The organism is Bremerella sp. P1 (assembly GCF_028748185.1).
In the GTDB taxonomy this organism is placed as follows: Bacteria; Planctomycetota; Planctomycetia; order Pirellulales; family Pirellulaceae; genus Bremerella.
In genome coordinates, this window is the sequence record NZ_CP118164.1 from 5661972 (window position 1) to 5688543 (window position 26572).

Here is a 26572-nt window from a genome sequence, read left to right on the forward strand (position 1 = left end):
GATTGCGAGTCGCTATAAAGCACTAGCGATCTTCGGCTACTCGGTAGGCTCTCGACCAACCAGGAAGTCAAACCACTGGCCGTAGTGTTTCCCGTCCAGTTCGATATCCAAGGGGACGATCTGAAGGTCGGCTTTGTCGTCCGATAGAGTGCCCGAGATGGTCACTTCGTACGACTGCCGGCTTTTTGCAGGGACCGTTCCTTTCAAGATGGCTGGCTCAGCCGCTATTCCATCTGGAAGGATCAGCTTCACGCGGTGCTGTTGTGGTTGATCTCGAAAGTTGCGCACCGTGATCGTGACTTTCTGCGGGCTACCTTCACCCAGGTTCACTCGGTAGGGATAAGCCGATACCCAGTAGGGATCGAACAGGTATTCGTAGTCCTTTTCCGGCAACATCTCATGGTAGAGGGCAGCCATCTCTTTTGCCCAGTTGTGGTACCGCTGAAGAATTCCCTGCGGTTCAGGCATCACGTAGCCATGGGCGGCCAAGACGATATCCGGCTTCAAGTCGATCAGGTACTTGCTGCCCAGGATGTGACCTTCCTCGAGAATGGCGCTGTTCCGCGCCACAACGCAGTCGTGTGCGGTTTGGCTTTCGTCTCGCGGGTCGCCAAAAAGGTTGTCACCGGTAAACGCGATACGCTTGCCATCAATATCCAACCATAGGCAACAGCCGAATTCGGTTTGGCCAGGCAGCCAGTCGACTTGAATCTTGTAGCCTTCCCAGTCGATCACTTCGCCGTCAGTAAAGCCTTTGTCGATGGGCATCCCGTCGAAGCCGTCGCCATAGGCGGACACCAAGGCCGCGTAGTCGTACTTCCGTGGGTTCTCACAGCGATCAACGATCTTATCGAGCGTCCAGGCCTTGGCTCCATACTTTTCCTTAAGCAGCGGACCATGCAGGAAGTGATCGCCGTGCATGTGGGAAATCCAGAACGCGTCGACTTGCTTCAGGCCCTTGTGCTGCCGGAGGCCAAGGATAACTTCTTCGAGTACCGCCTTGGGAAATAGCCCGCAGTCGAGAATCAGCCCATGCCCGCTATCGGAAACAATCATGTAGAAGTTTCGGCCCTGGAACTCATCATTCAGCTTGTACAGATGGGGCGTGACTTGATTCAGGTGAGGAATCTCAGTCGGCTTGGAGATGCGGTCACGTTTGTCCGGGTCTTTGTCGAAGACGGGATAACCACGAATGTAGGCAGCGCGAAAGGTTTCGATTCGTTCTCGATACGTTTTCAGCTGAGTGGTCGCATGGTGAATGACCGGGCCCTGGATTGGAAGCATGACATGGATTTCTTCCTCGAGGAGGCGATCGACGGACGTTGCCAGGGCGTCGATCCCTTTCGCGAAGCCGTAATCCCACTCGGAGTCAAACCAGGTGGTAAAACGAGAGCTGTCATGCATGAGTCCCCCAGTTACCGCGACCGTGTGATCTCCTTTCGTGACGAGATAGGTCATCTCGCCAGGGGAATGCCCTGGTGTCACGAGGCACCGAATGTGGTAGCCGTGCCAGATGAACTCGGCGTTGTCTTCCAGAGGTTGTGCCATAGGTATCGGGCGTTGCGGCGGGCGAGCGTAACTGGCACCGTAGACAGAATACTGGTCACCTAATTTTGGATACCACTTGCGAAAGCTCGTGGGTGACTGAAGAATTTCCGCTTCGATCTCAGAAGTGGCGACTTTGGTCACGTCGGTGTCAACGCGAGCAAACCCTTGCAGGGTTTCGCGGTGGTGATTGTTCAGAAGAATCTTCTCAACGCGCCCAACGCCGATCTGCGGGAGAAGATCGAAGACCTGGCCGTTGCCGACGTTGATCAGCAAGGCGCTGCCGCCGTGCTTGAGGATGTAAACGTTGCACGTATCGGAGGATTGGTAGAGGTCCGGAAACATCTCCGGTAGCGGCTGTGATAACCCCTGCGGTAGAGGAACGGCCAGGCAGGATGCCGTCAACCAAAAGGAAAGCAGGAGACCCAGAAGCTTCTTCATGATGCAGCTCACTTGCAGGAACAAACGCAAAAACCAGTTCTGCTTGCATCTTGTTTTAGCAGAACTGGTTCCTGGCTGTCCAAACTTGTCTGAGAGCTAGAGCGAAGAAGTATTCACTCAGGTTTGCTTGCTGAGCGTCTTAGGCTCGCTTTCCGCTCCAGATGCTGCTTCGTTGCGGCGTGAAGCGAGCGTCCCTAAGATCGGCGAAATCAAAGCAGTCCAACCGGTCTGATGGCTTGCTCCCAGGCCTTTGCCTGTTTCCGCATCGAAGTATTCGTAGAACAACACGAGGTCGCGCCAGTTCGGATCGTTCAACAGCATCTCGGTACGGGCATAACTTGGTCGGTCCCCTTCGGAATCGGCCAGGAAAAGCTTGGATAGCCGTTTTCGGATCTCGTCAGCGACCTGTTGCAGGTCCATGTACTTGCCGCTTCTGGCCGGACATTCAACCCGCAATGACTTGCCGTAGAATTGGTGATACCGTTCCAGTGCTTCGATGATCAGGTAATTGAGTGGGAACCAGATCGGTCCGCGCCAATTCGAGTTGCCACCGAAAAGCCCACTATCGGATTCGGCCGGCAAGTACTTCACGCAGAGACGCTCGCCGTGCAGTTCGTACTCGAACGGATGTTCCTCGTGGTATTTCGAAAGGGAACGAATGCCGTACGGAGAGAGAAACTCATCTTCATCCAACAAGTATCGCAGCATCCGCATCAGGCGATCCTTCGTCGGAATCGCCAGCAGTCGATGCCCGTCATGTTCGCCTTCCGGTTCTTTCTCCATGTAGGTCATGAACTTCGTCAATTCCGGGCGGAAGTTGAGGAACCAGTCCATGCGTTTACGGAACGCGGGAAGTTTGGCAATCGTTTTCTCAAAGAGCACGTCAACCGTCAGCAACGGAATCAGCCCGACGATCGAACGGATCTTTAAGGGAATGCTCTTGCCGTCGAGATGCAGGTGGTCGTAGTAGAAGCCGTCTTCTTCGTCCCACAGGCCCGTACCATCCAAGCTGTTCATTGCCTCGGCGATCGAGACATAGTGCTCGAAGAACTTCGAGGCCATGTCTTCGTAAGCCGGATTGCCATCGGCCAGCTCAAACGCGATCGAGAGCATGCTCGAACTATAGAACGCCATCCAGGCGGTACCGTCGGCTTGTTCCAGGTGACCGCCGGTTGGAAGAGGCTTCGAGCGGTCGAAAATCCCGATGTTATCGAGGCCAAGGAACCCGCCGCTGAAGACGTGTTTGCCGCGAATGTCTTTGCGGTTCACCCACCAGGTGAAGTTGAGTAGCAGCTTCTGGAAGACGCGTTCCAGGAAGATGCGATCGCGGTCTCCGTTGGAAGCGGTCATCTGGTAGACGCGCCAGCATGCCCAGGCATGAACCGGAGGGTTCACATCGCTGAAATTCCACTCGTAGGCCGGCAACTGGCCGTTGGGATGCATGTACCATTCGCGAAGGAATAAGATCGCCTGATCCTTGGCAAAGAACGGATCGATCTTGGCAAAGGGAATCAAGTGAAACGCCGAATCCCATGCCGCGTACCAGGGATACTCCCATTTGTCCGGCATTGAGATGATGTTCTTGTTGTACAAGTGCCCCCAGTCGGCATTGCGTGGACTGGGCGCCCCAGGCATAGGGGGCTCATCTTTCTTCTTGGGATTGCCGTTGTTTTCCAGCCAGCGCGGGATGACGTAGTGATAGAACTGCTTGGTCCATAAAAGGCCAGCGTCGGCCTGACGCAGCACGGTCTGCTCGTCTTCCGTTAACCCAGGAGAAACCCTCGACTTCGCGTATTCGTCGGCTTCGTCGATACGTTGAGCAAAGATGTCGTCGAACTCGGCACCAAAGGGAGTCACCGGAAGGTCACTAGTTGGCGCGATCCTCAAACGGAATTGAACCGATTGGCCGGCTGGGACAATGCACTGAAAGTGTGCCGCGGCTTTCGTACCGCTATGCTTAGGATTAACGACCCCTTCCATGCCATCGACGACTGCCAGGTGGAAGGCATCCTTGCATGACGGACGTCGACTTTTACCGTCTTCGAAACGCCAGGTGTTGGTTTCGTTCTCGGTAAACAGCCAAGGAGGCGTTTCGCCATCGGGGCCTTCGTCGACGAAGATCTGATAATCGCCCAGTGTCTCGTGAGTAACCTTCAGTTGGTCGGGGCTGATTTCCGAAAGAGACGGCTTGGCTTCGGGTTTCTCCAGCGTCGGTCCCCAGGCCCACGTATTGCGGAACCACCACGTCGGTAGCAGGTGAACCGGTGCGTCTTCCGGACCACGATTGAAGATGGTGATTCGGATGAGAATGTCGTCGGGAGAGGCCTTGGCGTATTCGGCTTGTACGTCGAAGTAGCGACCTTCGTCGAAGATACAGGTATCGGTCAGTTCAAACTCAGGCTCATGCCGGTTTCGCCGACCGTTTTCTTCGCGCAGTTGCCGGTAGGGGAATTCGGCCTGAGGATACTTATAGAGGGCCTTCAGATACGAGTGGGTAGGCGTGGAATCAAGGTAGTAGTAGGCCTCTTTGACGTCTTCGCCATGATTGCCCTCGGGGCCGGTCAGCCCGAACAGACGTTCTTTGAGAATAGGGTCTTTTTCATTCCATAGGGCCAATGCGAAGCAAAGTCGACATTGACGATCGGAAATGCCCAACAGGCCATCTTCACCCCACCGATAGGCTCGCCATCGCGCCTCTTCGTGGGTAAAGTTCAGCCAGGGTTCAGCTTCGACGGTGCTTTCTCGCACGGTGCCCCATTGCCGTTCCGCGAGGTAAGGCCCCCAGCGACGCCAATTCGCTCCTTTTTCTCGACGAGCCTCTGCAGTAAGCCGCTCCCATTCCGCTTCAGGCATAAATCTCCCATCGAGTAGGCACCAATATGCCTACAAAAGTTGCTAAACGTGCGCACAAATAATGCTGATCGCCGTCATCCTGACGGTCGTCGACCGTATCTTATCAATGTCGAAAATTAATATGCGAATCCTATTCCCAATTTACCGAAAGATCGGCGAATTTCTGGATGACATAAGAGATTGCGGATAGCAGCAGGTGGGCCCGCTAGGGGAGTGTTTGGCGACCTTCGACGATCTGAGATGCTTCCCCGAAGAGCGTATCGATCTGGTTTCGCAGCTGCTGAGAGAGTTTCGTCGCCTGCTCGATAGCATTGTGTTGGGCTGCCTTTTCAATTTGCAAGGCAGTTTCACCCGCCTCTGTAGGCCCAATAATGCGTAGTGATCCGACCACCGTATGAGCAGACCGATGAATCGCTTCGGTATTGCTTTCCTCGATCGCCTTGTCCAGGGAATTCAACAGTTCAGGCGTTTCTTCCAGGAAGAGGTGTAGCAGATCGAAGAACAGGTCCTTGTCACCGTCACACGCTCGTAGCGCGTGCGACCAGTCGATCTGCGGTTCAGTCGCGGAAGGATTAGAGTCTACCTGAGCCTTGGCGGGCTCTTCTGCGGAAAAGAACTCGGCAATGGCCTGATGCAGCTCCTGAATCCGTAGCGGTTTGGATGTGTAGCCATCCATGCCGGATTCCAGGCATTTTTCGCGATCACCAGCCAGTGCATGGGCAGTCATGGCGATGATCGGAACGTGTCCGCCCTCTTCTTTTTCACGTTCTCGGATGGCCTGCGTTGCCTGGAGGCCGTCCATCTCAGGCATCTGCACATCCATCACAATCAAATCGAAATCTCCGCGCTCCCAGTGCTCTACGGCTTGCTTGCCCGATTCAGCGAGCGTTACGTCGTGTCCCCACTTCTGCAGCAGGGCAATGGCCAGACGTTGATTGGCTCGGTTGTCTTCTGCCAACAAGACTTTCAGGGGGCGAATCTTCGGCAGGCCGCCGATCGATTTGACTTCGTTCTCATCCTCAGGCGAGGCAACGCCGAGGGCCACGATGATGGCATCGAACAACTCGGATTGTTTCACCGGCTTCATCAGGAACGAACTGATTCGCAGGTCTTCGCACCGCTTGCGCGTGGTGGGGCGTTCGGAAGAACTTAAGACGATGACGAGAATGTCTTTCAAGTTGGGAATATCACGCGTTGCCGCGATCAGGTCGATGCCATCCTTGCCAGGCATCTCGACATCGGTCAGCAGCAGTGCGTGTGGATCGCCAACGGAATACGCTTCTTTCAGAAGCATGAGACCTTCTTCCGCATCGGCAGCAAGCTGCGTTCGCATGCCCCAGCTTCGTGCGATCTCGTCCAGAATAGTGCGGTTGGTCGCGTTGTCGTCCACGATCAACACACGCGTACCTTGAATGCGGGCCGCTGCCCGAGGGTGCGGAATCCGATCGGCTCGAGTGACCGGGAAGGGAGCGGTAAAGTGGAACGAACTACCTTCGCCGACGTTACTTTCAACCCAAATCTTTCCACCCATGAGATCGACGAGTCGGGCACAAATGGCCAGCCCCAGTCCCGTTCCACCGTACTGGCGAGTCGAACCGGTGTCGGCCTGTTCAAAGGCTTCGAAGATCGTGCCCAGCTTGTGATCTGGGATACCGATGCCGGTGTCACGGATTTCGAAGTGGAGATCAACGTTGCCGTTATCTCTCGAATCGACCGACACGTCGAAGTCAATTTCACCCTGTTCGGTGAACTTGATCGCATTGCCAACCAGGTTCACGATAATCTGTCGAAGGCGGTGCGGGTCTCCTTCGATCACGGCCGGTACATCCGATTCAAAGTGGCAGGTCAGTTCCAAGCCGTTGCCGCCGGCTCGGACGCCGAGTGGCTTCATCATGTCGCCAACTGTTTCGCGAAGATCGAACGGTTTGCTGACCAGGTCAAGCTTACCGGCTTCGATCTTAGAGAAGTCGAGAATGTCATTAATGACCGACAGCAGCGACTCGCCTGACTCGTGCACCATCTTCAAATAGTCACGCTGCGTCTGCGTGAGAGACGTATCGAGCAACAGTTCGGCCATACCAATGACCGCATTAAGCGGCGTACGAATCTCGTGACTCATATTCGCGAGAAACTCGCTCTTGGCACGGTTGGCCTCTTCGGCGGCGTCCTTCGCCTTCAAAAGCGCTTCGACGGCCATTTGGCGTTCGGTGACATCCCAAAAGATGGCCTGGGTACCGACAATTTTGCCGTGAGCATCGCGGATGGGAGACTTGATGACCTCGACCCACGAAGTGTGACCATCGGTCGTGTTGACTTCGATATCGCGGAACTGTTTTCCGGACTCGGATACCTTGCGGTCGTCTTCACGAAACTTTTCTGCAACGTCGGGCGGCGAGAGGTCGAAGTCGGTTTTGCCCAGAATGTCTTCGACCACGTGGCCGGTGAATTCGCTGTACGCCTCGTTAGCAAAGATGAACCTTCCGTCGAGGTCTTTCTGCAGGACGCAAACGGGAAGTGAATTGACGAGACCACGGTAGCGGGCCTCCGAGTTCTCGAGCGTCGATTCGACCAATTGACGATGGGTACGTTCAATCGCGTAGCGGACACACCGCGTAAGAGAATCAGGGTCGACATTCGATTTGGGGAGGCAGTCTTGCGCCCCATCCTTAATGGCCTTGGCAGCTAAGTCGCGATCGACTCGGTCGGAAAGCACCACGACCGGCAGATGAGGTGACTTGGCATGCAGCGACCGGATGGTTTCCAAGCCGTGGCTGTCTGGTAAATCGAGATCAAGCAAAATGACATCGATCTGCCCCTCGGCTAGTCTCGCGAGACCTGAATCCAGACGATCCTCGTGCACAACCGAGAAGTTCTCTTCAGCTTCGCGGAGGTAACGCTCGACCAGCCCAGCTTCTTTGGGTGAGTCTTCGATTAGGAGAATGCGGATATTTTCAGGCATCGCGCAGCGCATCCTTCCCCAAGGGTTGCCATCCGTCCTGGTGGCAATCGACTGATGTGGTGATGGTGTGAAAAGGGAAGCGAAACTGGCAAATGGGGCAGCTCCGCCTACCCCTCTATTCTAAGAAAGCGAAATCTCGCGAAAAGACTTTTGTTCTAATCTTTTACAGACAAACCAATAGTTCGGTAGATAGTTCGGTGAGATGCTGCGAACGATTACGATGCTGGGCCAATCCTGGTAGGTTGTGCCAATGAGCTACTATTTGTCGGTTGCGGATTCGGCGAATTCCGCCAGGTCTTTGCCACCTAACACAACGTCGAACCTATCCGCAATACGATTGGGCAGAGCAGAAGAGCGTGACTTCGCCCGGTTGGCGACCCGAATGCCGCCGAAGATGAGTGAAGAGAGATTGAGCCAATCGCCAGCGGCACTACCGGGAAGGCCGCTGGCGTATTAGCTCAAGAATGGACAGCTACTGGTAGGTTAATTGACCGGTGACGGTCGCGTCGTTGGATGAAACCAGACGCACCCAGTAGGCCTGAAACTCCTCGGGGAAGGCAAGAGACTTGCTTTCTCCCTCACCAAGACTCAGCGTCTTGTAGGTTCGCCAGGTGCCGGTACCGTCGATGTCGACTTCGACCGTGATGTCGGTTGCGGCATCGGTGGAAACAGACAAAGTTTTCTTATCATACCCGGTCATCAGGTAAGGATCGGAAGGCGTACCACCGGCGACCTGGCTGTTCTTCCAAGGGCCTCCGGCGCCAACCGGCTTGCCGAGCTTCCACAGATCGTCGATCACGCCTGCCCAGACCGCGACGCGGCCATCATCCGAGCGAATGATATGCTCGCCGGTGGCGTCGGCATCGACACCCGTCAAGATCATCATCCCACGGTAGCTGCAATAGTCGTTGATTGCGAATGGGTGACTGCACACCGGACGAATCTTGGCAATGCCATCCGCGTTGCGGGCAGGCAGTTCGTAGAACGTGCCACCGCAGTTAAACAGATCGCGTTCGGTAGCCACTTCCCGCGAGATTCGCAGTGGACCAAACTCGGTGATGTCCGTTTCAGTGCTTCTGGGCAGACGCCAGCGATTTCCTTCGTCGTCGACGTAAAGAATCGACGCCTCGTCAAACGTCAGAACCCCTTCCGGAATCGGGGTGTTGTCGTGCGTCCACTCGAAGGCGGTTCGATCTTTGATGTCGGTAAGATTCAGGTCGGCGTCCAACTCGTAAAGGCCTTCATGGATCGGCTTGCCATCGACGATTTGGGTGGCCGCAAACGACATCGTTTGCAGGCGATTTCCGCGGACACGTACGACACCTTCCGAATAACGCTTCGAGCCCGGTTTTCGTAGACCTTGAAAGATTGCTGCGGCTTCCGAGTCTCGGACATCTTCATTGGCGTAATGAAACTGAGCCGTCGCCGAGCAGTTTTGATCGGCGGCAACACGCAGCCAGACGCCCGCTTCATCTTGGGGGAACGCATGCCAGATGGTTTCACCGGCAGGCACCGTAATGGTCGTCAATTCGGTCCATTGATCGTTACCATCGCGGTCAACTTCCAGGCTGAAAGTCACCGGCGTCTTCGAGTCATGGAACAGGCAGAGGCTACGTCGCTGGAAGCCTGAGAAGAGATAAGGATCGGATGCTACGCCTGACTGCACTTTGTCGTTCAGCCAAACGCTGCCGCGGCCGATGGGTACCCCCAACTTGTCAAGGATGTCGGTCGAGGTGAACCACAGGTTCGAGTGCGATTGACCTGGCCCGGCTACTTTGCCTTTTGCGCGGCGGGTATTCAGGAACTCACTTTGAGCAGCGTCATCGCAACCGAAGACAAGCTGATCGTTCCAGCGGCAGTAGTCGCCGATCACTTTCAAGTAGGTCGAACGTGGAGCAATGCCTGCGGAATTGGCCCGCGTAAACGTTTTGGGGAAGTGCCAAAACATACCGTGCATGTTCATGGCGAAGTCTTCTTCGCCAATATCGTGAATTCGAGGCCATTCGGTGTTCCAGCCGTGGGCACCGTCGTAACAATGCGAAGCTTTGGGAAGGCGGTAAGTAGTCCATTTGTCTTCGTCTAGCAGCATCAGCAGCAGCGAACGGTGATCCCAGCCGATCGCCCAAACGGGATCGGTCTCGGGATTGGGATTGCCGAGCAGGTCGCCAGGACCGCGGACATCGGTAAACTGATTGCGGCGAATGACCTGCCACGTTTTGCTCTTGCCGTCCCACTGGGCCAGGCAGCCGGAAGGGATGTCGGGACGAGATCGGGCGAGTCCCGAAGCTTCGCCGTTGTTGGCATAGATCAAACGATGCTGTCCCGAGTACAGACCTTTGCCGTGATACCCAGGCAATGCGGCGAAGGGTACCTTGTGGGCAGTTGGGTCCGGTCCGACCTTCTTGCCGTGCGACTGATCGTCTTGGAAGAGTTCGGTCACTTCGAGCGTCTTCATATCGACTTCATAGAAGCCTTCTTCCATGGTTGCGTAATAGACCTTACCAGCCGGATCGAACAAGTGCCGAGCATTGCCGGTCAGTCGACCAGGCATGGCTTCAGGAGTGATGACCCGAATATTGGATTTCTCGTCGATCACATAGGGGCCAATTAGAAGTTGATTGGTCTCCTTATGAATCATGCGATTGGCCGGAGTACCCCCCACGCTGCCTTCGAAGGCTTCGATCTGCATGTCTGGCGTGATGGAATAGAGTTGGTCCGAAGAACCTTTCGGGTAGTGCGGCCCGTAGGTGATGACCCACAGCTTGCCTGCCCACGGCACAACGGCCCCGGTTCCGCACTCGCCGTGATCGTTCCAGTACGCCAAGTGGGGATAAATACCGCTGATACTACGCGGTTTGGCCTCGGTCTTCTGTTCGTCGGCCAGCAGACTGCTGCATAGACCAACCGATAGGAATACCGCGAGGAAGGTAGGTCGTAGATGAATCATATTGCCGATCACGTTAGGTGGGAACTTGAAAATGGACAAGCCTATTTCTCCATGATGAGTCGAAGGGTAGGTGGGGGCAAGCTTAAGTGGTTGCCGGCAGCAAAACCGTGGACAAGCGCTCCGCTGATGGCTTCGCGCGTTTTGGGGACAATAATCAGGGTAACTTGGCGGTTCGCGTCTGATTTAATGAGATCCAGTAGTGGTGCGCCTGAGAGCGAATAGGTGCCCTGTTTTTGCCCGCGCGGTATAGTAAATGTTCCCAAGGATTGGGTCTTGATGTCGTCCAGTTGGTCACCTTCCGGTACGTTGGCCGGTGCGTTCTCCCAAGTCAGATTGTCCATGCCCCAATCATCGAGGCTGTCATCGATCAGGGCGAAGACCTCGAAGGTGGCATCGGGCATCCGCGACGCATAGCCAATACCGGTCGGCGAGGCGGTCATCGTTAGCGAAGCCTCTTCGATCCGCGTGAGATCGATTTTCGTCAGATCAAACTGAAGATAGATCTTGCGATCGAACTCCTTGTAGTCGCGTTTGGCGAGCTTGATCATCAGTAAGTCGTCCGGACCATAGCGTTCGTTTGGATCGCGAATAATCCATTGGTCTTGGCCGGCCCCAGTGGCGGTGGTGAGTTGGACCTGGCGACGTTCCTCTTCGGTGTCCCTCTGGCTGAATCCGCTGCGAAATGCTTCTGTGAAATTGGCATACTTCGCGACCCCTTCTTCCGAGATCTCCGCAGCTTCCTGCTCGCGAATCGAAAGCTTGGTGCCGCTGCTGTGATGTTCGATATCAACCAGGCCGTCAAAGACTTGCAGGCTCGACTTGCCTTGGTCGGTCACATTCACACCGAAACTGGTCCCTTGATCGATGAGCAACGCATCGGGGGTTTCAATCGAAAAACCTTGCGAGGTTGGGCTCATCGTGGCGACCAGCTTTCCGTTGTATAGCTGGCAGTGCATGTCATCGAAGATCTCGAAATCGGCAGGCCCTTCAATCTCGACCTTGGCACCGTTATCGAAGACAAACTTGGCGATGCCATCGGAAAGCTGAACACGTCCCGATCCGATGCGGGTGTCGTTGGCCGTAGGAATGGAAGCCGAGACCCACCGGCTTCCATCGGTGGTGGAAATGGTTGCGAAGGTCAGGTTCTTGGGAGGCTCGGGACCGGGGCGAAGGATCATCATTAGTGAAAGTGCCAAGGCCAACGTCGCCGCGACCGCGGTCCAGATTCGCGTTTTGTTGCCAGCCGCTCGTGAGGGAGTGGCCGGCTCGGCGGATTGCTTCGCAGCAAGTGGAGCCTCACCATCCAGGATGGCCTGCCAACCCGCTTTGCGAGCCATCGAAGCCAAAGAGGCATGCAAGTGTGAAAGCTCGACGAACTCGCGCCGGAGCGGTTGCGAAGAAAGGAACAGCATCTCCAGTCGCGTCATCTCTTCGGCTGTGATGCGGCCTTCGAGAAGCTTTTCGCACAACTCGCGGAACTCTTCTAGGTGTTCTGGGGCGTTCATCACGCGTCCTCAAGGCTAAGTTGATCGGTAACGCATTCCTGCAGACTGCGTCGTATGCGACTCAGCAGGCGATAAACGGCGTCGATACTGCGTTGGGTCTGCTCGGCGATCTCGTCGATTGCGTGACCAGACGAGTAACGGTAGGCAATCAGCTGACGATGATGTTGCGGAAGCTTGGCGATACAGTCACGCAGCATGTCGTACCGTTGCTGGAGGTAGTCCGCACTGGAATCGAGTTCCTGGCTGAGGGCATCGAGAAACTCATCAGAAAACTGGAGTCGATCGCGCTGTTGCTTCTTGCGCCAGGCGCGGACTTGATTTAGGGCCACGGTGCAAGACCAGGCCATGAAGTTGGTGCCCGGCTCGAACCGCTCAAACTCGCGCCATAGAACCAGCATCGTCTCTTGGAAGATATCGTCGGCGGCGTTCTGATCGTGGACCAGGCTCACCAGGTAGATATAGATTCGATGCTGATTCAGCGTAAACAGCTGCACAAACTCCTCGTCCCGACCATTGGGACGGCTGGCGGGGGCAGGCATTTGGCTTTCGAGTGGATCGTCGGAATCAGGCATGAATTGGGTCTCCTAATGGTTAGAGCCTAACACGCCGATTTTGGACAGAAAAACTTCGTCAGAAAAAACTGCGGAGGAATGTCCAATTCTGCGTAGAAGTGCTCTTTCCCGTTAGAGGAGAGGCAATATTCCTCATTTTCTTCTCATCTTTTCTACATGGTGGAGTGATTTCATGACGCTTCGAATGGACTTGTCCCACGGGAAACACCAAGGGTTCACGCTCGTTGAGCTACTTGTGGTGATCGCAATTATTGGTGTGCTGATTGCCTTGCTTTTGCCGGCCGTGCAGCAGGCACGTGAAGCCGCGCGGCGAATGCAGTGCAGTAATAACCTGAAGCAGTTGGGACTTGCCCTGCATAACTACCACGATACCTTCGGAAAACTGCCATCCGGGGGGCACCAAGAGACCGAGCTGAGTTGGCACGTGTCGATTCTTCCATTCATGGAGCAGCCGGCACTCTATGACCAGTTTGCCTTTACGACCGGTGGATATGCCCAGACCAACAAGGTGCAACACGCCACCAACCGCGTTGATGGTTATCTTTGCCCGAGCGGCAGTATCGAAAATGCCACGGACTCGGCACACACCGATAAATACACGACGCACTACTACGGCGTGATGGGGCCTAAGGGGACGAACCCTACTTCCAGCAGCGCCTATGTCGGAAACTATTCTTCCACCGGTGGGACCTGCCCGGTCAGCTCCCATGGCGGTCTTTCCGATCAAGGCATGCTTCGCACGAATCAGAATCGAGCTTTCCGAGATGTGACCGATGGAACTTCCAACACCGTGATGGTGGGTGAGAAGTCATGGGCGAAGCCCTCTGGTGGGACCGACTTTGCTCGTTACCGTCCCTGGACACGCGGCTCGGCAGGGACAGGCGGTGGATGCTGGGCATCTGGCGTGAAGAACTTGGCCTACCCGATCAACTCGCAGCACGTCACCCAGTTCAATGATATCTCATTCGGCAGCGAGCACCCGGGCGGAGCCATGTTCCTGAATGTCGACGGCTCGGTTGCGTTTCTACCTGAAACGATCGATTTCGGTGTGCTGCTCTCCAACGCCAGTCGCGATGGCGGTGAGCCTGTCGTGCGGAACTAGCTTGCGATAACCGCGCCGCTTTTGTCGGAGGCTCGGCAAGTGCATCATGCTTGTCGAGCAATCCATCTACCCATTCGATGCTTTTCTAGACCCAACGACAATGAATATTCGTTTCTCGATCGCTGTGCTCTCACTTGCCGTCTTTTGCGGTTGCCAAGATTCGTCGGATGTTCAGCGATTCGACATCCAGGGAACGGTGACATTTGACGGCAAGCCTGTGCCGGCCGGCACGATCATGCTGACGCCTTCCCCGGGCAACACGGGGCCTGGTGGCTACGCCGAGATTCGTGACGGCAAGTTCGATACGGCAGAAGGAGGCCAAGGGCCAACGGGCGGACCGCATCACGTCGTCATTCAAGGATATGACGGAAAGACAAATCCAGCGAACGAACTACCCATGGGTAGCGCGCTGTTCGATCCGTACGAGACCGACGTGAACCTGCCAGACGCAGATACGCAGAATGATTTTGATATCCCTGCCACCGCGACCCGCAAGCCGAGTGCCGGCGGATCGCGTGGTAAGGTCTGATTGGCAAGCGATTATTTGCCGCGGTATCGCTTGTCGTTGGGATTACCAGATGCCATCAAGTAGTTCACCAGGTCGCGAACTTCTTCGGGGCTCAGCGGGTTGAGCAGGTCCTTAGGCATTTGCGAAACAGGAGACGGTTGAACGTCTTCGATTTCTTCCTTCGAGACCTTCACAGGCTCGGCATTCGGCTCGTTCGGGTAGATGGTAACTTCGTCGTCGTTTTCGACGACCAGCCCAGTCACCACACGACCGCTATCCAGCAGCACCACCGACGATCCGTATTGATCCGAGATATTCTTACTCGGGTCGACGATCGCTTCGACCAGGTAACGCTGGTCGAACTTGTGAGGAATACTGGTCAGGTCCGGTCCGATGCTGCCGCCAAGGGTTCCGAGGCGATGGCACTTGCCGCACGTGGAACTGAAGAAGAGCGAGCGGCCACGCTCAAAGTCAGGCTTGCCACGAACAGCTGCCATGGCCGAATCGAGCGTGTACTCCTTACCGGGGCCCTCGATCTTGGCGATCGGGAAATCGGGAACCGGGTTGAAGTCTTCTCCGGTGATGCCTTCGAGGGCTTTGCGCTCGGCGTCGCTGCAGTTGCCCAGTGCTTCGTCACGAATACGCGTGAGGTAGCCTGGGTAGCTGGCACCGCCGGAGGCCTTGGCCGCTTCGTTCAGGAAGGTGAAGTAAGCCTTGCGCTGATCAATCGTCCAACCGCTACGCATGTTACGCAGGATGAATGCGTAACCAAGTTCGCGAGTCGGAGGATGGTTGTTCAGCAGGGCATTCACCGTACCGCCGTACCGGGCGTTGCGTGAGGCAAGCGTCGACCAATCAGGGGTCTCGGGAGTCGAACGCTGCTCGATCAGTGTCATGGTCTTAGCCACCACGCTGTTGGCACGCAGATACGTGAGGACACGAATGAGTTCCGTGTTGATGTCTGCATCCTTGCTGGGAAGCAGCGGATCGAGCTGGGCGATAACCTGGGTTCGTTCCGACTCGGTCGGAGCACCCAGCCGAATGAAGGTAAGAGCATAGGCACGCAGCAGACCAAGGAGCTGACCCTTGTCCAACGACTTGGCATCCATCTTGGCGAGGCTTGCCAATTGAGCGGCGCGATGATCTTCGCTGCCCATACGTGCCAACGCAACCGCTGCCGTCACGTGTGCTTGTGGGTCTTGTTCGGTGAACACCGCATCCGCCCACGTGTCGACTGGTTGGCTTTCAATCGCAGCTCGCGCGGCATTTCTCAGGAAGCGGTCTTCGCTGGAAAGAAACGGCCAGGCAAACTCGACGGCTGCCGGAGCTTTCGTTCCGTGGAACGCTTCCAAGTGACGTCGCTTCATGCGGGCTTCGGCCGCGGCCGGATCGACTTCGGTAGGAGCGTCCAACGATTCATCACCGATGTAGCGAACGCGGAACATGGCCGACTGGGTGCCACGACCACCGATCGTGAAGTACAAAGCACCATCGTTGCCGACGATCGCATCCGTCACAGGAAGAGGCGAACCAAAGGTGAACGGTTCGGCCTCGCCTTTGTAGCCGGCTCCGTGCGGTTTCATGTGAATCGCGTAAATCGTGCCGAACGTCCAGTCGAGGGCGTAAAGGGCATCTTGGTAGCGAGTCGGGAAAGCAGTTCCCTTGCCACTTACAACACCCGTCGGGGAACCAGGGCCGATATCGACAACCGGTGGAAGGCTGTCTTCGTAGTACGCTGGCCACTTGCCGGAACCACTACGCCAGCCGTAGTCGGCACCACTGGCCACATGGCAGATACGGGTAGGTCGGTACCACGGCAGACCCAAGTCCCACTCCATGTCGGCGTCGTAGGTGAAGACGTCGCCGAAGCGGTTCCTGTCGATGTCGTACTGATTACGGAATCCAATCGTGTAGACGGTTTGTTCTTTCGTTTCGGGATTCAGACGTGTGACCCAACCGCCTGGGGCGAGTCGACCGCGAGCATGTCCGTTGGCATCCCACATCCGTGGCAGGAGCAAATCTTCGTCCCAAGTCGCGACGTGCGACTTTTTGTGTTCGGCCAGTGCTGCATGGTTACCGCCGTCGAGATAGAGTTCACGTCCATCTTCGGTCACGATCACCGCGTGGTTGCCGTGCTCGCCGCCGCCTGTTCCGCCGGGGATTTCCTCGGCTGTGTCGAGCTTGTCGTCGCCGTTGGTGTCGGTCAAGCGATAGAGGTGCCCACCGTTGCGGTGGACCCACAAGCTATCGAAGGCCCAGATCATCCCTTGGATACCCGAGATCGACTTGAGGGCATCGACCGAGACCGGCTCGATCAGCGGTTGTTCGTTTCCGCGAACGGTGATTCGGTACAGGCCAGCTCCGCCTTGATCGCAAGCGTAAAAACGACCCTTCGGATCAACGGTGAGCGAAACCCAACTGCCTTGTTCCTTAGGGACCGTGTAGATGTGATCGACGGCGAATCCTGGTGCGGTCAAAATGTTCTTCGGGTCCAGGGGATCCTTTGATCCACTCTGTTGCGGTTGCGAAGTGTAATTGGGAATGCCCCAAGGGCCATCGCCTAACGTTCCTTTGATGGTGGGCTTTTTCCAGCTGGAGTCGTCGAAAGCGACCTGCTCCCAGCCAGCTGCTTTGGCGTCGCTGATCTTCCAGCTCTCGTCGGTGACGATCGATTGCTTGGTGCCGTCGGCAAGCTCCACGACAAGCTTCAGCACCAACGCCGCTACGCCACCTTCGTTCTCTCCGGCAACTGCCAGAACGTTCTTGCCAGGCTTGAGCGACTTGGCGACGTTGAGCTCGATCGGCGATTCCCATTTGGGGCTACTCTTGACGGCCTTGCCGTTCAGGAACAGCTTCATGCTGTTGTCACACGTGGCATACAGACGAGCCACTTTCACGTCGCCGCCAATCTCGAACGACTTACGCAAGTTAAGCTTGTGACCGTCTGGGGATTCCTGTGCCCAGATCCACTTGGCGACGGGCTTGGCTTTGAGCCATGCTTCGTTGGACTGGGGAGCCAAATCGGTTGGTGTATCGGATGCGGTCTTCTCGCTGGGTGTGCCGGTGGCGATGGCATCGGAGAGGACGGCCTTGGCTTCGTCTCCTTTGAGTTCGCGAAGAAGAACGTTGCGGAATTCGACCTTCATCGGAGCCCCGGCATGCAGCTGCAAACCAAGGGCACCTTTGAGCATCGCATCTTTGCTTCCGTCGGTGATATCGACCGTGGTGACGCCATTGACTTGATGGATAAGACGATTACCGACAGCGACAATTCGCAGGTCGTTCCACTCATCGTCGATCAGTTGGGTGCCATCGCCGACCTGGCCGGTGACTTCCTTCTTGCCGTCAGCGTCGATCACTACCTGCTGTCCGCGAGTAGCAATGATGCCCCGGCCTGTTTTCTCACCGTAGAGCATGCCGAAGTATTCCTGCTTAGGATGCAGGTCGGCCTGATATCCTTTGAGGACATAGTTATCCGCATCGGCAATTTCGCTTCGGTACTGGACGCCCGAGTTGTTGCCCTGGAAACGGACCTTGCAGCGAAACTCTAAGTCGCCCACGTCGGCGCCTTGCCACACGAGGAACGTGTTGCCCTTGGTTGGGTTCTCGGAAGTCGTCTCACCGACGATCGTTCCGTCTTGGACTGACCAGAACTGGTCATGTCCTTTCCAACCGGAAAGGTCCTTGCCGTTGAACAAGACCTGGAACTGCTCTTCCGCCGCATGCGAAGAAGTTACCAGGGCCACGGCAAACGTCAGGGAAAGAAACAGGCGGCAATAGAATGTCGTCATGGATGTTGTTTCTGGGAGGAGAGATAAACGGGTAGGAAGGTCGCGCAGGCAAGCCTGAGAACCGCATAGCGTATGCTTTATCTTACCTCGCTGGCAAGTTGAAGGTGCACCAGCGAGGCAGTTTTTCAGAAGGAGAAGGAGCCCGAAGGCATTTTAGGGCAGAATTTCCAACTTCAAATTGCGGAATCGGACCTCGGTGGGACCTCCGGAGTGAAGTTGCAACGCGAAGACACCACGCTTGGCCCCCTGGTCGTCGTGTAGCTGCACACACGGTTGACCATTGAGCAGTGTCTTGATATCAGAGCCTTGGGCAACGATTTCATAGGTGTTCCACTGATCTGGTTTCAAGTGCGCTTCGCCTGACTTCTCCCAAAGCAGACCGCGACCGTGCTCTTCATACAGCTTGCCCCACCAACCGGCCCCGATATCGGCCTGGTATCCTTTGACCGAGCCGCCGTCCAGCGGTTGGCTGCGGAACTGCACGCCGCTGTTTCCTTCGTTCTTCACGAGACGAACCTCCATCGTCAGGCGAAAGTTCTCGGCGCTTAGGTCACTGATCAGGAAGCTGTTCTTGGGAATCCCTTTCGTCGTCTTGCCGACAATCTCACCCTCTTCAACGGACCACAACGCGGGGTCACCGGACCAGCCTTGCAGATCGGTTCCGTTGAAAAGTTCGACCGCGTTCTCGGGCGTTGCCAAAAGGGCCGTTTGACCCTTTCCTTGCAGATAGGCGATCAGCGAACGGACGTCGTGCTCGGAAAATGGTCGCAACTGGTCATCGGGCATCATCGACTTATCGCTAAGTCGACGCTCTTCAATTTCTTCCTTGGGAAGGGTCACCACATCTTCAGCCGTTTCCAGGACGACCGTTTTGTTGTCTTCCTTGCGGACGATGCCTGTGAGAACTCGACCCGAATCTAACAGGATGATCGAAGGTTGATATTCCTTCGCCATCACGGCACTAGGATCAACGATGTTACTGAGAAGATAGTCGAGGTTTGCACGGTTCGATCCGGTCAGATCGGGACCGACCTTGCCCCCAAGACCGTACAGCGTGTGACAACGCTGGCAGGTCTTGGCAAAGATCGCGCGGCCAAATTCTAGATCGGCCTTGGGCTGATTCTTTTGAGTGACTAACTTTTTGTATTGTTCGATCAGCTTGGCTTTCTCTTCCGGTGTGTCTCGGATGGAACCCCAGACAGAACCCAGCTGTGCGTCGATCTCTTTGTCTTGCAGGTTCGACAACTGGCGAACCAGATCGGCCGTTAAATCGCTATTCGGGATGTCTCCCTTGGCGATTGTCGCGAGCAACGCTTTGCCGTAGACCGGTCGCGAACACAACGTTGCCAGGGCCAGGCGTTTGGCCGTGGGGGACATCTGTCCATAAACGGCCAGTACCTTGTCTGCGGTCTGTGGATCATCGTACTGGGCGAGTCCCTTCAGTGCCGTTTCACGGTAGACAGGATTGTTAAGTAGCGCTTGAAGCGTGCTCGGAAGATTCGGATCGGCGGCAGCAAGCAGTGCTTCAATTGCCGCCGTTCGCGTTGGCTGGTCGGCGTTTTCGTCTTGAGCGAGCTGACGCATTCGCTTCAGGGCCGACGCGTCACCAAAGGTAACGCCCAGCGCGGTCGCTTCGACGGCGACCTCGCCATGGCTTCCAGACATTAGCTTGCTGCCCACTTTCTCCCATCCCGGAGGCATGGCAACTTTTCGCTGGCCAGCCAGGGCCGTTCGCATGGCTTTCAGAAATGTGAGCTGGGTGGCCGGATCTTCAACGGTGGAAAGTCCTTTGACGAGCGTCGCCAGCGAACTCTTTGAGTCGCCACTGCCGATGCGGCGAAGCATGAACTGACCCAGCTGCGGAATCGACTGGCTCGCTGCCAAACCCAATGCCAACGCACGTTCAGGCTCAGCATCGGCCAGAGGTTCGGCTGCGTACCAGTACATCAGCGGAAGGTTATGGTCCTGGGCATCTTCGGCGTGTGAGGTCAGCGCCGAAAGCAGGTTCCAGCGCGAGTCAAGCGACATTCGCTGTGCTGCCGATGCCAGGTACAACCGAACGACTGGCGAAGGATCTTCTTTCGCCATGCGTACCATAATTCGCTCAAGTGACTTGGAAGGCTGGTGTTCGGTTTCTAGCGCCAACTGAAAAGCCCAGGCGCGAACGTAAGCATCGGCATCGCCTGTCATCTGCTCGATTTGCTTGGCGTCGAGCTTGCCGATGGCGTGCAATGCCCAGTAGGCCCTCAAACGCCGCGCCGGATCGGCATGCGTAGCGGCGATCTCCTGCAGACGAGCGATCGCATCCGGGGCGATATCGACACCACTTGTTCGGTGCTGAAGCACTTTTCGAGCGTGGCGAACGTACCAGTCATTGGGATGCAGGGTCAGTTCTGCAAGTTCCAGATCGCTCTTGCCAGGCAGGTTCACTTTGACCGATTCACTCTCGCCGTAGCAGATCTTGTAGACGCGGCCGTTGCTGCGATCGTGAACATCGGCGTTTCGGCTGTGACAGGCCTGCATGTCGTACCAGTCGATCATGTAGGCGTTCCCATCCGGCAGGTAGCGGATATTCAAGATCTGCGAAGCTCGATCACGGGTCAGCAGGAAGTCTGGTCCATGGCTACCGACGTAGCCTGAGCCTTCGGGCTTCAGGATGTCGACATTCAGACGCTGTCCATGAATGTTATTCATGAAGATCTGGCCGCGGTATTGGTTGGGCCAGCGATCGCCCAGGTAGATCATCGCGCCGGCGTGAGCATGCCCACCGCCTGCCTCGTCTGACTTGTTGTTTCCGCTATGTGGCGTGGACCCCAGGTAATGGAGGTGATCAGCGATAGTCTTGATGTCGTTGTAGGTATGCGGATTGAAGTGGGAACCGGCCTGGCGTTGGTACCGTGCCCCTTGGATCATGTGGTACAGGTGCGGAATCACACACGCGGTGGCAAACGCCTGGCCGTAGTCGTTGAAGTCAACGCCCCAAGGGTTGCTCGTGCCGTGACAGAAGACGTCAAACTCATGCCGCAGAGGATGATAGCGCCAGATGCCGGCGTTGATCCGTTGTCGCTCCGAGTCAGGTGACCCAGGCTTGCCAACATTCGAATGCGTAAACACCCCATGGCAACCGTAGAGCCAGCCATCGGGACCCCAAATGAATGCGTTTAACGTTTCGTGCGTGTCCTGATATCCCCAACCGTCGAGAAGCACCTTGGGCTCGCCATCGGGAACACCGTCGCCGTCCTGGTCGGGAATGAACAGAAGGTACGGGGCCGCACCAACCCAGACCCCACCGAATCCGACTTCCAGGCCACTCACGAGATTCAGGCCCTCGTAAAAGACCTTTCGGCTATCGAACTTGCCGTCTCCGTCGTCGTCTTCAAAGATCAGGATGCGATCACGCCCTTGTCCATCTTTGGCACGCAGGGGGTATTCAAATGCTTCCGCAACCCAGAGCCGTCCCCGATCGTCCACCGCCATGGCGATCGGCTGTGTAACGTCTGGCTCGGCGGCACTCACGATGGCCGAAAACCCTTCCGGCAGCTGCATGGCCGCGGCCGCTTCTTCGGCCGATAGGCCTGCGTGCGGGTAATCGTCGGCGACCAGCGGCTTTCGAGGAGGCTTTGGCTTGGCGGGTGCTTCGTCGTAGAAACGAAAGTTGTCGAAGTTCAAGTGTCCCCATCCGCCGCGATGTTCATCGACCAGGCGAATGTAGATCTTCTTGCCGGCGACCTTTTTCAAGTCGACCACGACCAGTCGCATGTTTTCACGCTGCTCGCCGACGGTCGAATAGAAGACCTTGTCATCTTCTGCGTTGACCAACTCAACACGTGTCTTTCCGTCGGAGCCTCCGTTGTGCAGAAATGCGGCCCACGGATGGGTAACCTGGAAAGCAGCCGAGGTGAGCGTGCCCACCGGCTGGTCTTCTTTGCGTTCGTAACCGCCGATCCAGAACTTGCCTTGGTGCTGGCTCTTCATGTCGCCGCGGCGGGGACTGACCGTATCACCCTCGATCGGTTGCTGCTCGAATGCTTCGCCCTGGACGGTCCAGTCCTGGAGCGTGCCGGTCTCGAAGTCGAGGTTTAACTGCCGACCATCATTTCCCTTCGGAAGATGACCTTCCGGAGGGGCGGCAGATAGGTTGGTGGCGAGGCAACTCAAAAAGCAGATAGCGCAGGCGGAGATCACGATCGTTCGCATGGTCGGGATCCTTTGTCGGGCAAAAGGCAAGACGCGAGGAGGGTACTAGGAGGGCATGGCAAGGGCTTCGTGCCCCGTAAGGTGAACCATGACAACCACGACTGGCTGCCAAGGGCAGTCTAGTCTACCAGCCAACCGAAGGTGGTTTCCTTGTAGATAATGTCCAATGATCTGAGAAATTTGCCACAGGCGTTTAGGCAAGAATCGGGCGGATAAGATTCCCGTGCACATCGGTCAAACGGAATTCGCGACCCTGGTAGCGGTAGGTGAGCCGCTCGTGATCGATGCCCAAGAGGTGCAGAATGGTCGCATTGAGGTCGTGAACATGGACGCCGTTCTCAACGATGTCCATGCCGAAGTCATCGGTGCGACCGTGGCTAACGCCACCTTTCACGCCGCCTCCGGCCAGCCACATGGTGAACGCGTCTTTATGGTGGTCGCGGCCTGCGACGGAAGTCCCTTTGGTACTGCCTCCTTGGCGAAGCGGTGTTCGGCCAAACTCGGAACCCCACACGATGAGCGTATCGTCCAGCAGTCCTCGTCGCTTGAGGTCCGTGATCAGCGCGGCAATCGGCCGATCGGTTTGTTTGCACTTGGCTGGCAGACGCTTGTCGAGACCGCTGTGATGGTCCCAGTCGGCATCGTAAAGTTCGATCAATCGCACGCCGCGTTCAACTAATCGCCGAGCAAGCAAACAGTTGTTGGCAAACGATGCTTTGCCTGGCTCAGCACCGTACAGAGCGAGCGTCTCCTTGGTTTCCCCTTCCAGGTTCATCAGGTCCGGCACCGAGGCCTGCATGCGGAAGGCCATCTCATACTGTTCGATCCGCGTTTCAATCTCAGGATCGCCGGTCGCAGCGAACTGCTGCCGGTTGAGGTCCGATACCGCGTCCAACACGTGGCGGCGGTCCTTAGCGGTGTGATCCTTCGGGCTCGATAGGAAGAGGACCGGGTCTCCTTCCGAACGGAACTGGATGCCCTGGTGAATACTGGGCAGGAAACCACTCGACCACAGACTTGTACCGGCACCACCCTTGGGGCCGCTTAGCAGGACGATGTAGCCTGGCAGGTTTTCGTTCTCGGAACCAAGGCCATAGGAAACCCACGACCCAAAACTAGGTCGACCACCCCGTCCGAATCCGGAATGGAGGAACATCTGCGCCGGGGCATGGTTGATCTCTTCTGTGTGAATCGAATGGATCATCGCGATCTCATCCGAGACACCGGCCAGGTTGGGCAGCAGCTCCGAAAAGCTGTGTCCGCTCGATCCATGCTGGGTGTATTTAAATGGGGAACCGGCGAGCGTGGAGGTCTTGCCAATGAAAGCGAAGTCGCGATCCTTGGTGACTTCCGCAGGGCAGGGCTGATTATGACGTTTGACCAGCTCCGGCTTCGGTTCGAACAGATCCAACTGCGAAGGGGCACCAATCATGTGCAGGTAGATCACATGCTTGGCTCGCGGCATCATGTGCGGAGCAAAGGTCCCGGCGCTACTTTCCTGTTGCAGTAGCGAAGCAAGCGCGATGCTGCCAAATCCGATGCCTGAGTTTTGCAGAAACCCACGGCGCGTCATGGCGGATTGGTTGTTTTCAATGCTCATCGCGTCACGCTAGTCCTTGGTGATGGTTTCGTGCAGGTTCAACAAGGCGGTCGAAACGTTGAACCACGCTTTGTCGGCATCGTCAGGGTAAAGCTCAAACAGGTTGCGCAGGGTTTCCAATTCCGTATCGCTAGGTTTACGAGCGGTGCATAGCTGGAAGGCGTACGTCAACTGCTGGTCAAGCGGCTTGTCTTTCGCTTCGGTTTGGACTCGTTTGGCCAGCGCGGTAGCCGCTTCGACGTACACGGGATCATTCAACAGCGTAAGGGCCTGCAGAGGCGTGTTCGTCCGGGATCGCTGAACGGTACATGCGAGACGAGCCGTCGCATCAAAATTCAGGAAGCTGGGATAAGGGGACCCTCGTTTCAGGACCACGTAGATCCCGCGACGATGTTGCTCGTTACCGGGGCTGACCTGGTAGTTGTACTTCTGACCACCCACCTTGGTCCAAATACCATTGGGCTGGTAAGGACGAATCGGAGGTCCAAACTGCTTGAGGCTTAACAGGCCTGAGATCGCCAGGGCGTTGTCCCGGATCATTTCAGCATCCATCCGCAGGCGAGGACCACGGGCAAGCAGCTTGTTCTGGTCATCGACCTCCAGCAGCTTCTCGGTCATCTTGGAGGACTGCTGATAAGTGGCGGAAAGGACAATTTCGCGAAGCAGTTGCTTCCGCGACCAACCGTTCTCCATCAGCTCGACCGCCAGCCAGTCCAACAACTGGGGATGGGTGGGCAGTTCGCCTTTGATGCCAAAGTCTTCTTCGGTTGCGACGATGCCCTGGCCGAAGAGTTCGGCCCACCAGCGATTGACGACCACCCGGGCAACCAGTGGATTCTCCTGCGACGCTAACCAACGCCCTAGGGTCAGTCGATTGGCAGGACCTTCCGGCATCGGGTGCAATGATTCCGGCGTGCCGGGCTGAACCAACTCGCCAGGGCTCTGGTAGTTTCCACGTTCGAAGATGTGCGTCGGCCGCATTTCTTCAAGCTCGATCATCACCAGCGTCGTGTCAGGCTCAGTCGCTTTCAGATCACGCTGGATCTTGGTGAGTTGCTTATCAAGCTTCTGGCTCGAGCTGTCTTGTTCGACGCAGAAATCGAGTAGCGTCTTCTCTTCTTTGTCGGTCCACTTTTCGGGACCTTTAGCGATCACCTTCTTCACTGGTTCGGGCATTGATTTCATCTGATCGACTTCAATGCTGGTGACCCAAGTCTTCAAATCGGCTTCGAGTTCGCCGCGTCGCTCCGTTTGCTGCTTCTTGACTTCTGCCTGTTTCGACTGAAGCTGTTTGCGTCGCTGCGCTCGCTCGGGATCGGCCAGATCCATCGAGGGACCCTGAAATGCAATCGAGCTTGGCTTCTTTGGATCGGTACGATCCGCCTCGCGCTTGGTGCTGTTGAAGAAGGCCAGCATTCGGTAGTAATCCTTCATGGGGAAAGGATCGTACTTGTGGTCGTGGCACTGACAGCATTCGAGTGTGGTGCCCAGCCAGACGGCACCGGTCGTGTTCACGCGGTCGATGATTTGTTCCGTGCGGGTTTCTTCGGGGAGGGAGCCTGCTTCGACATTGGTGGGGGCGCAGCGATGAAAGCCGGTCGCAATCCGCGTCTTCTCAGTCGCATCGGGCAGCAGGTCGCCAGCGATCTGCTCGAGCGTAAAACGATCGAAGGGCAGGTCGTCGTTCATCGCTTGAATGACCCAGTCACGATACGCCCAGATATCGCGGAGGTCGTCGCGCTGGAATCCATGCGAGTCGGCATAACGTGCCAGGTCGAGCCAGGGGCGTGCCCAGCGTTCACCAAATTGCGGACGTGCCAGAAGCTCGTCGACGATTTGACGATAGTGCTCGGGGGATGGATCGGCGACGAAGGCATCTACCTCCGCAGGCGTCGGCGGGAGGCCAATCAAATCAAAGTGAACTCGGCGAAGCAGCTTCTCTGGGGTCGCCGCCGGAGATGGTTCCAGTTCCAACGATTCCAGCTTCGCAAGAACGAAGTGATCGATCGGCGACTGTGCCCACTGCTTCTCCTTCACCGGCGGAAGTTTTGGTCGATCTGGTTTCACGTACGCCCAGTGCTTGGGTGGAGTGAAGCCTTCGGGCCAAGGTGCCCCGTCGGAAATCCAGCGGCGAAGAGAACGGACCTCACCGGGCGAGAGGGGATCCCCCACCGCAGGCATGATCTCGTCATGTCCCTTTGGCAACGTGACGCGACGTAAGAGTTCGCTATCTTCCGGATGCCCCGGCACAATACTGCCGGAATCGAACAGCGCCGTCCGCTCGTCAACGCGCAATCCGCCCTCTTGCGCATCGGCACCGTGGCATTCAAAGCAAGCCTTATGCAGAAGCGGATAGATTTCCTTCTCAAAGCGAACCGATGCATCATCCGCTGCGAACGTCAAAGCGTGCAGCAGTCCAAACGCGACAATAGCCGCGCAAACCGTCCAGAGTCGAACGAGGATGAAATGATGAGGCAGCTGGGACATACGGTAGCCACACTCGAATAGGGAAGGAGGGAAGTCGACAGAAATTGGAGGAGGGGCAGGGAATA

General features: G+C 56.5%; 12 protein-coding genes. 2 read left to right on the forward strand and 10 right to left on the reverse strand.

Annotated features, from left to right (window positions below; genetic code table 11):
- Positions 1-36: 36 nt before the first annotated feature.
- From PSR63_RS23430 to PSR63_RS23455, 6 genes are all read right to left on the reverse strand, one after another.
- The gene (locus tag PSR63_RS23430; protein ID WP_274328101.1) at positions 37-1986 is read right to left on the reverse strand and encodes an MBL fold metallo-hydrolase; all 1950 of its coding nucleotides are present in this window, start codon (positions 1984-1986) and stop codon (positions 37-39) included.
- A 117-nt stretch (positions 1987-2103) separates the two neighbouring features.
- Positions 2104-4839 carry an MGH1-like glycoside hydrolase domain-containing protein gene (locus PSR63_RS23435; RefSeq protein ID WP_274328102.1) on the reverse strand — a complete coding sequence of 912 codons (2736 nt, stop codon included), beginning with the start codon at positions 4837-4839 and terminating at the stop codon, positions 2104-2106.
- Positions 4840-5044: 205 nt separating this feature from the next.
- Entirely contained in the window at positions 5045-7798 is a 2754-nt protein-coding gene (locus tag PSR63_RS23440) for a hybrid sensor histidine kinase/response regulator (RefSeq protein ID WP_274328103.1), read from the reverse strand.
- Positions 7799-8270: 472 nt separating this feature from the next.
- Entirely contained in the window at positions 8271-10784 is a 2514-nt protein-coding gene (locus tag PSR63_RS23445) for a hypothetical protein (protein WP_274328104.1), read from the reverse strand.
- A gap of 2 nt (positions 10785-10786) precedes the next feature.
- A complete protein-coding gene (locus tag PSR63_RS23450; RefSeq protein WP_274328105.1) occupies positions 10787-12250 on the reverse strand; it encodes a CBM96 family carbohydrate-binding protein in 1464 nt (487 codons plus the stop codon).
- Positions 12250-12822 (reverse strand): sigma-70 family RNA polymerase sigma factor, encoded by a 573-nt coding sequence (locus PSR63_RS23455; RefSeq protein WP_274328106.1) that lies wholly within the window; start codon positions 12820-12822, stop codon positions 12250-12252. The genes PSR63_RS23450 and PSR63_RS23455 overlap by 1 nt, the downstream gene beginning before the upstream one ends.
- 172 nt (positions 12823-12994) lie before the next feature.
- On the opposite strand from PSR63_RS23455, the gene PSR63_RS23460 reads away from it, so the two are divergent.
- Complete coding sequence (locus PSR63_RS23460) at positions 12995-13924, forward strand: DUF1559 domain-containing protein (RefSeq protein WP_274328107.1); 930 nt, start codon at positions 12995-12997, stop codon at positions 13922-13924.
- 100 nt (positions 13925-14024) lie between these two features.
- A complete protein-coding gene (locus PSR63_RS23465; protein ID WP_274328108.1) occupies positions 14025-14453 on the forward strand; it encodes a hypothetical protein in 429 nt (142 codons plus the stop codon).
- Between the two features lie 11 nt (positions 14454-14464).
- Here PSR63_RS23465 and PSR63_RS23470 read toward each other — a convergent pair whose 3' ends face one another.
- From PSR63_RS23470 to PSR63_RS23485, 4 genes are all read right to left on the reverse strand, one after another.
- A complete protein-coding gene (locus tag PSR63_RS23470; protein ID WP_274328110.1) occupies positions 14465-18223 on the reverse strand; it encodes a family 16 glycoside hydrolase in 3759 nt (1252 codons plus the stop codon).
- A gap of 153 nt (positions 18224-18376) precedes the next feature.
- Complete coding sequence (locus tag PSR63_RS23475) at positions 18377-22420, reverse strand: PVC-type heme-binding CxxCH protein (protein WP_274328112.1); 4044 nt, start codon at positions 22418-22420, stop codon at positions 18377-18379.
- Between the two features lie 193 nt (positions 22421-22613).
- Entirely contained in the window at positions 22614-24020 is a 1407-nt protein-coding gene (locus PSR63_RS23480; protein ID WP_274328113.1) for a DUF1501 domain-containing protein, read from the reverse strand.
- 9 nt (positions 24021-24029) lie between these two features.
- Positions 24030-26507, reverse strand: a complete 2478-nt coding sequence (locus PSR63_RS23485) for a PSD1 and planctomycete cytochrome C domain-containing protein (protein WP_274328115.1) — start codon at positions 26505-26507, stop codon at positions 24030-24032.
- Positions 26508-26572 lie beyond the last annotated feature (65 nt).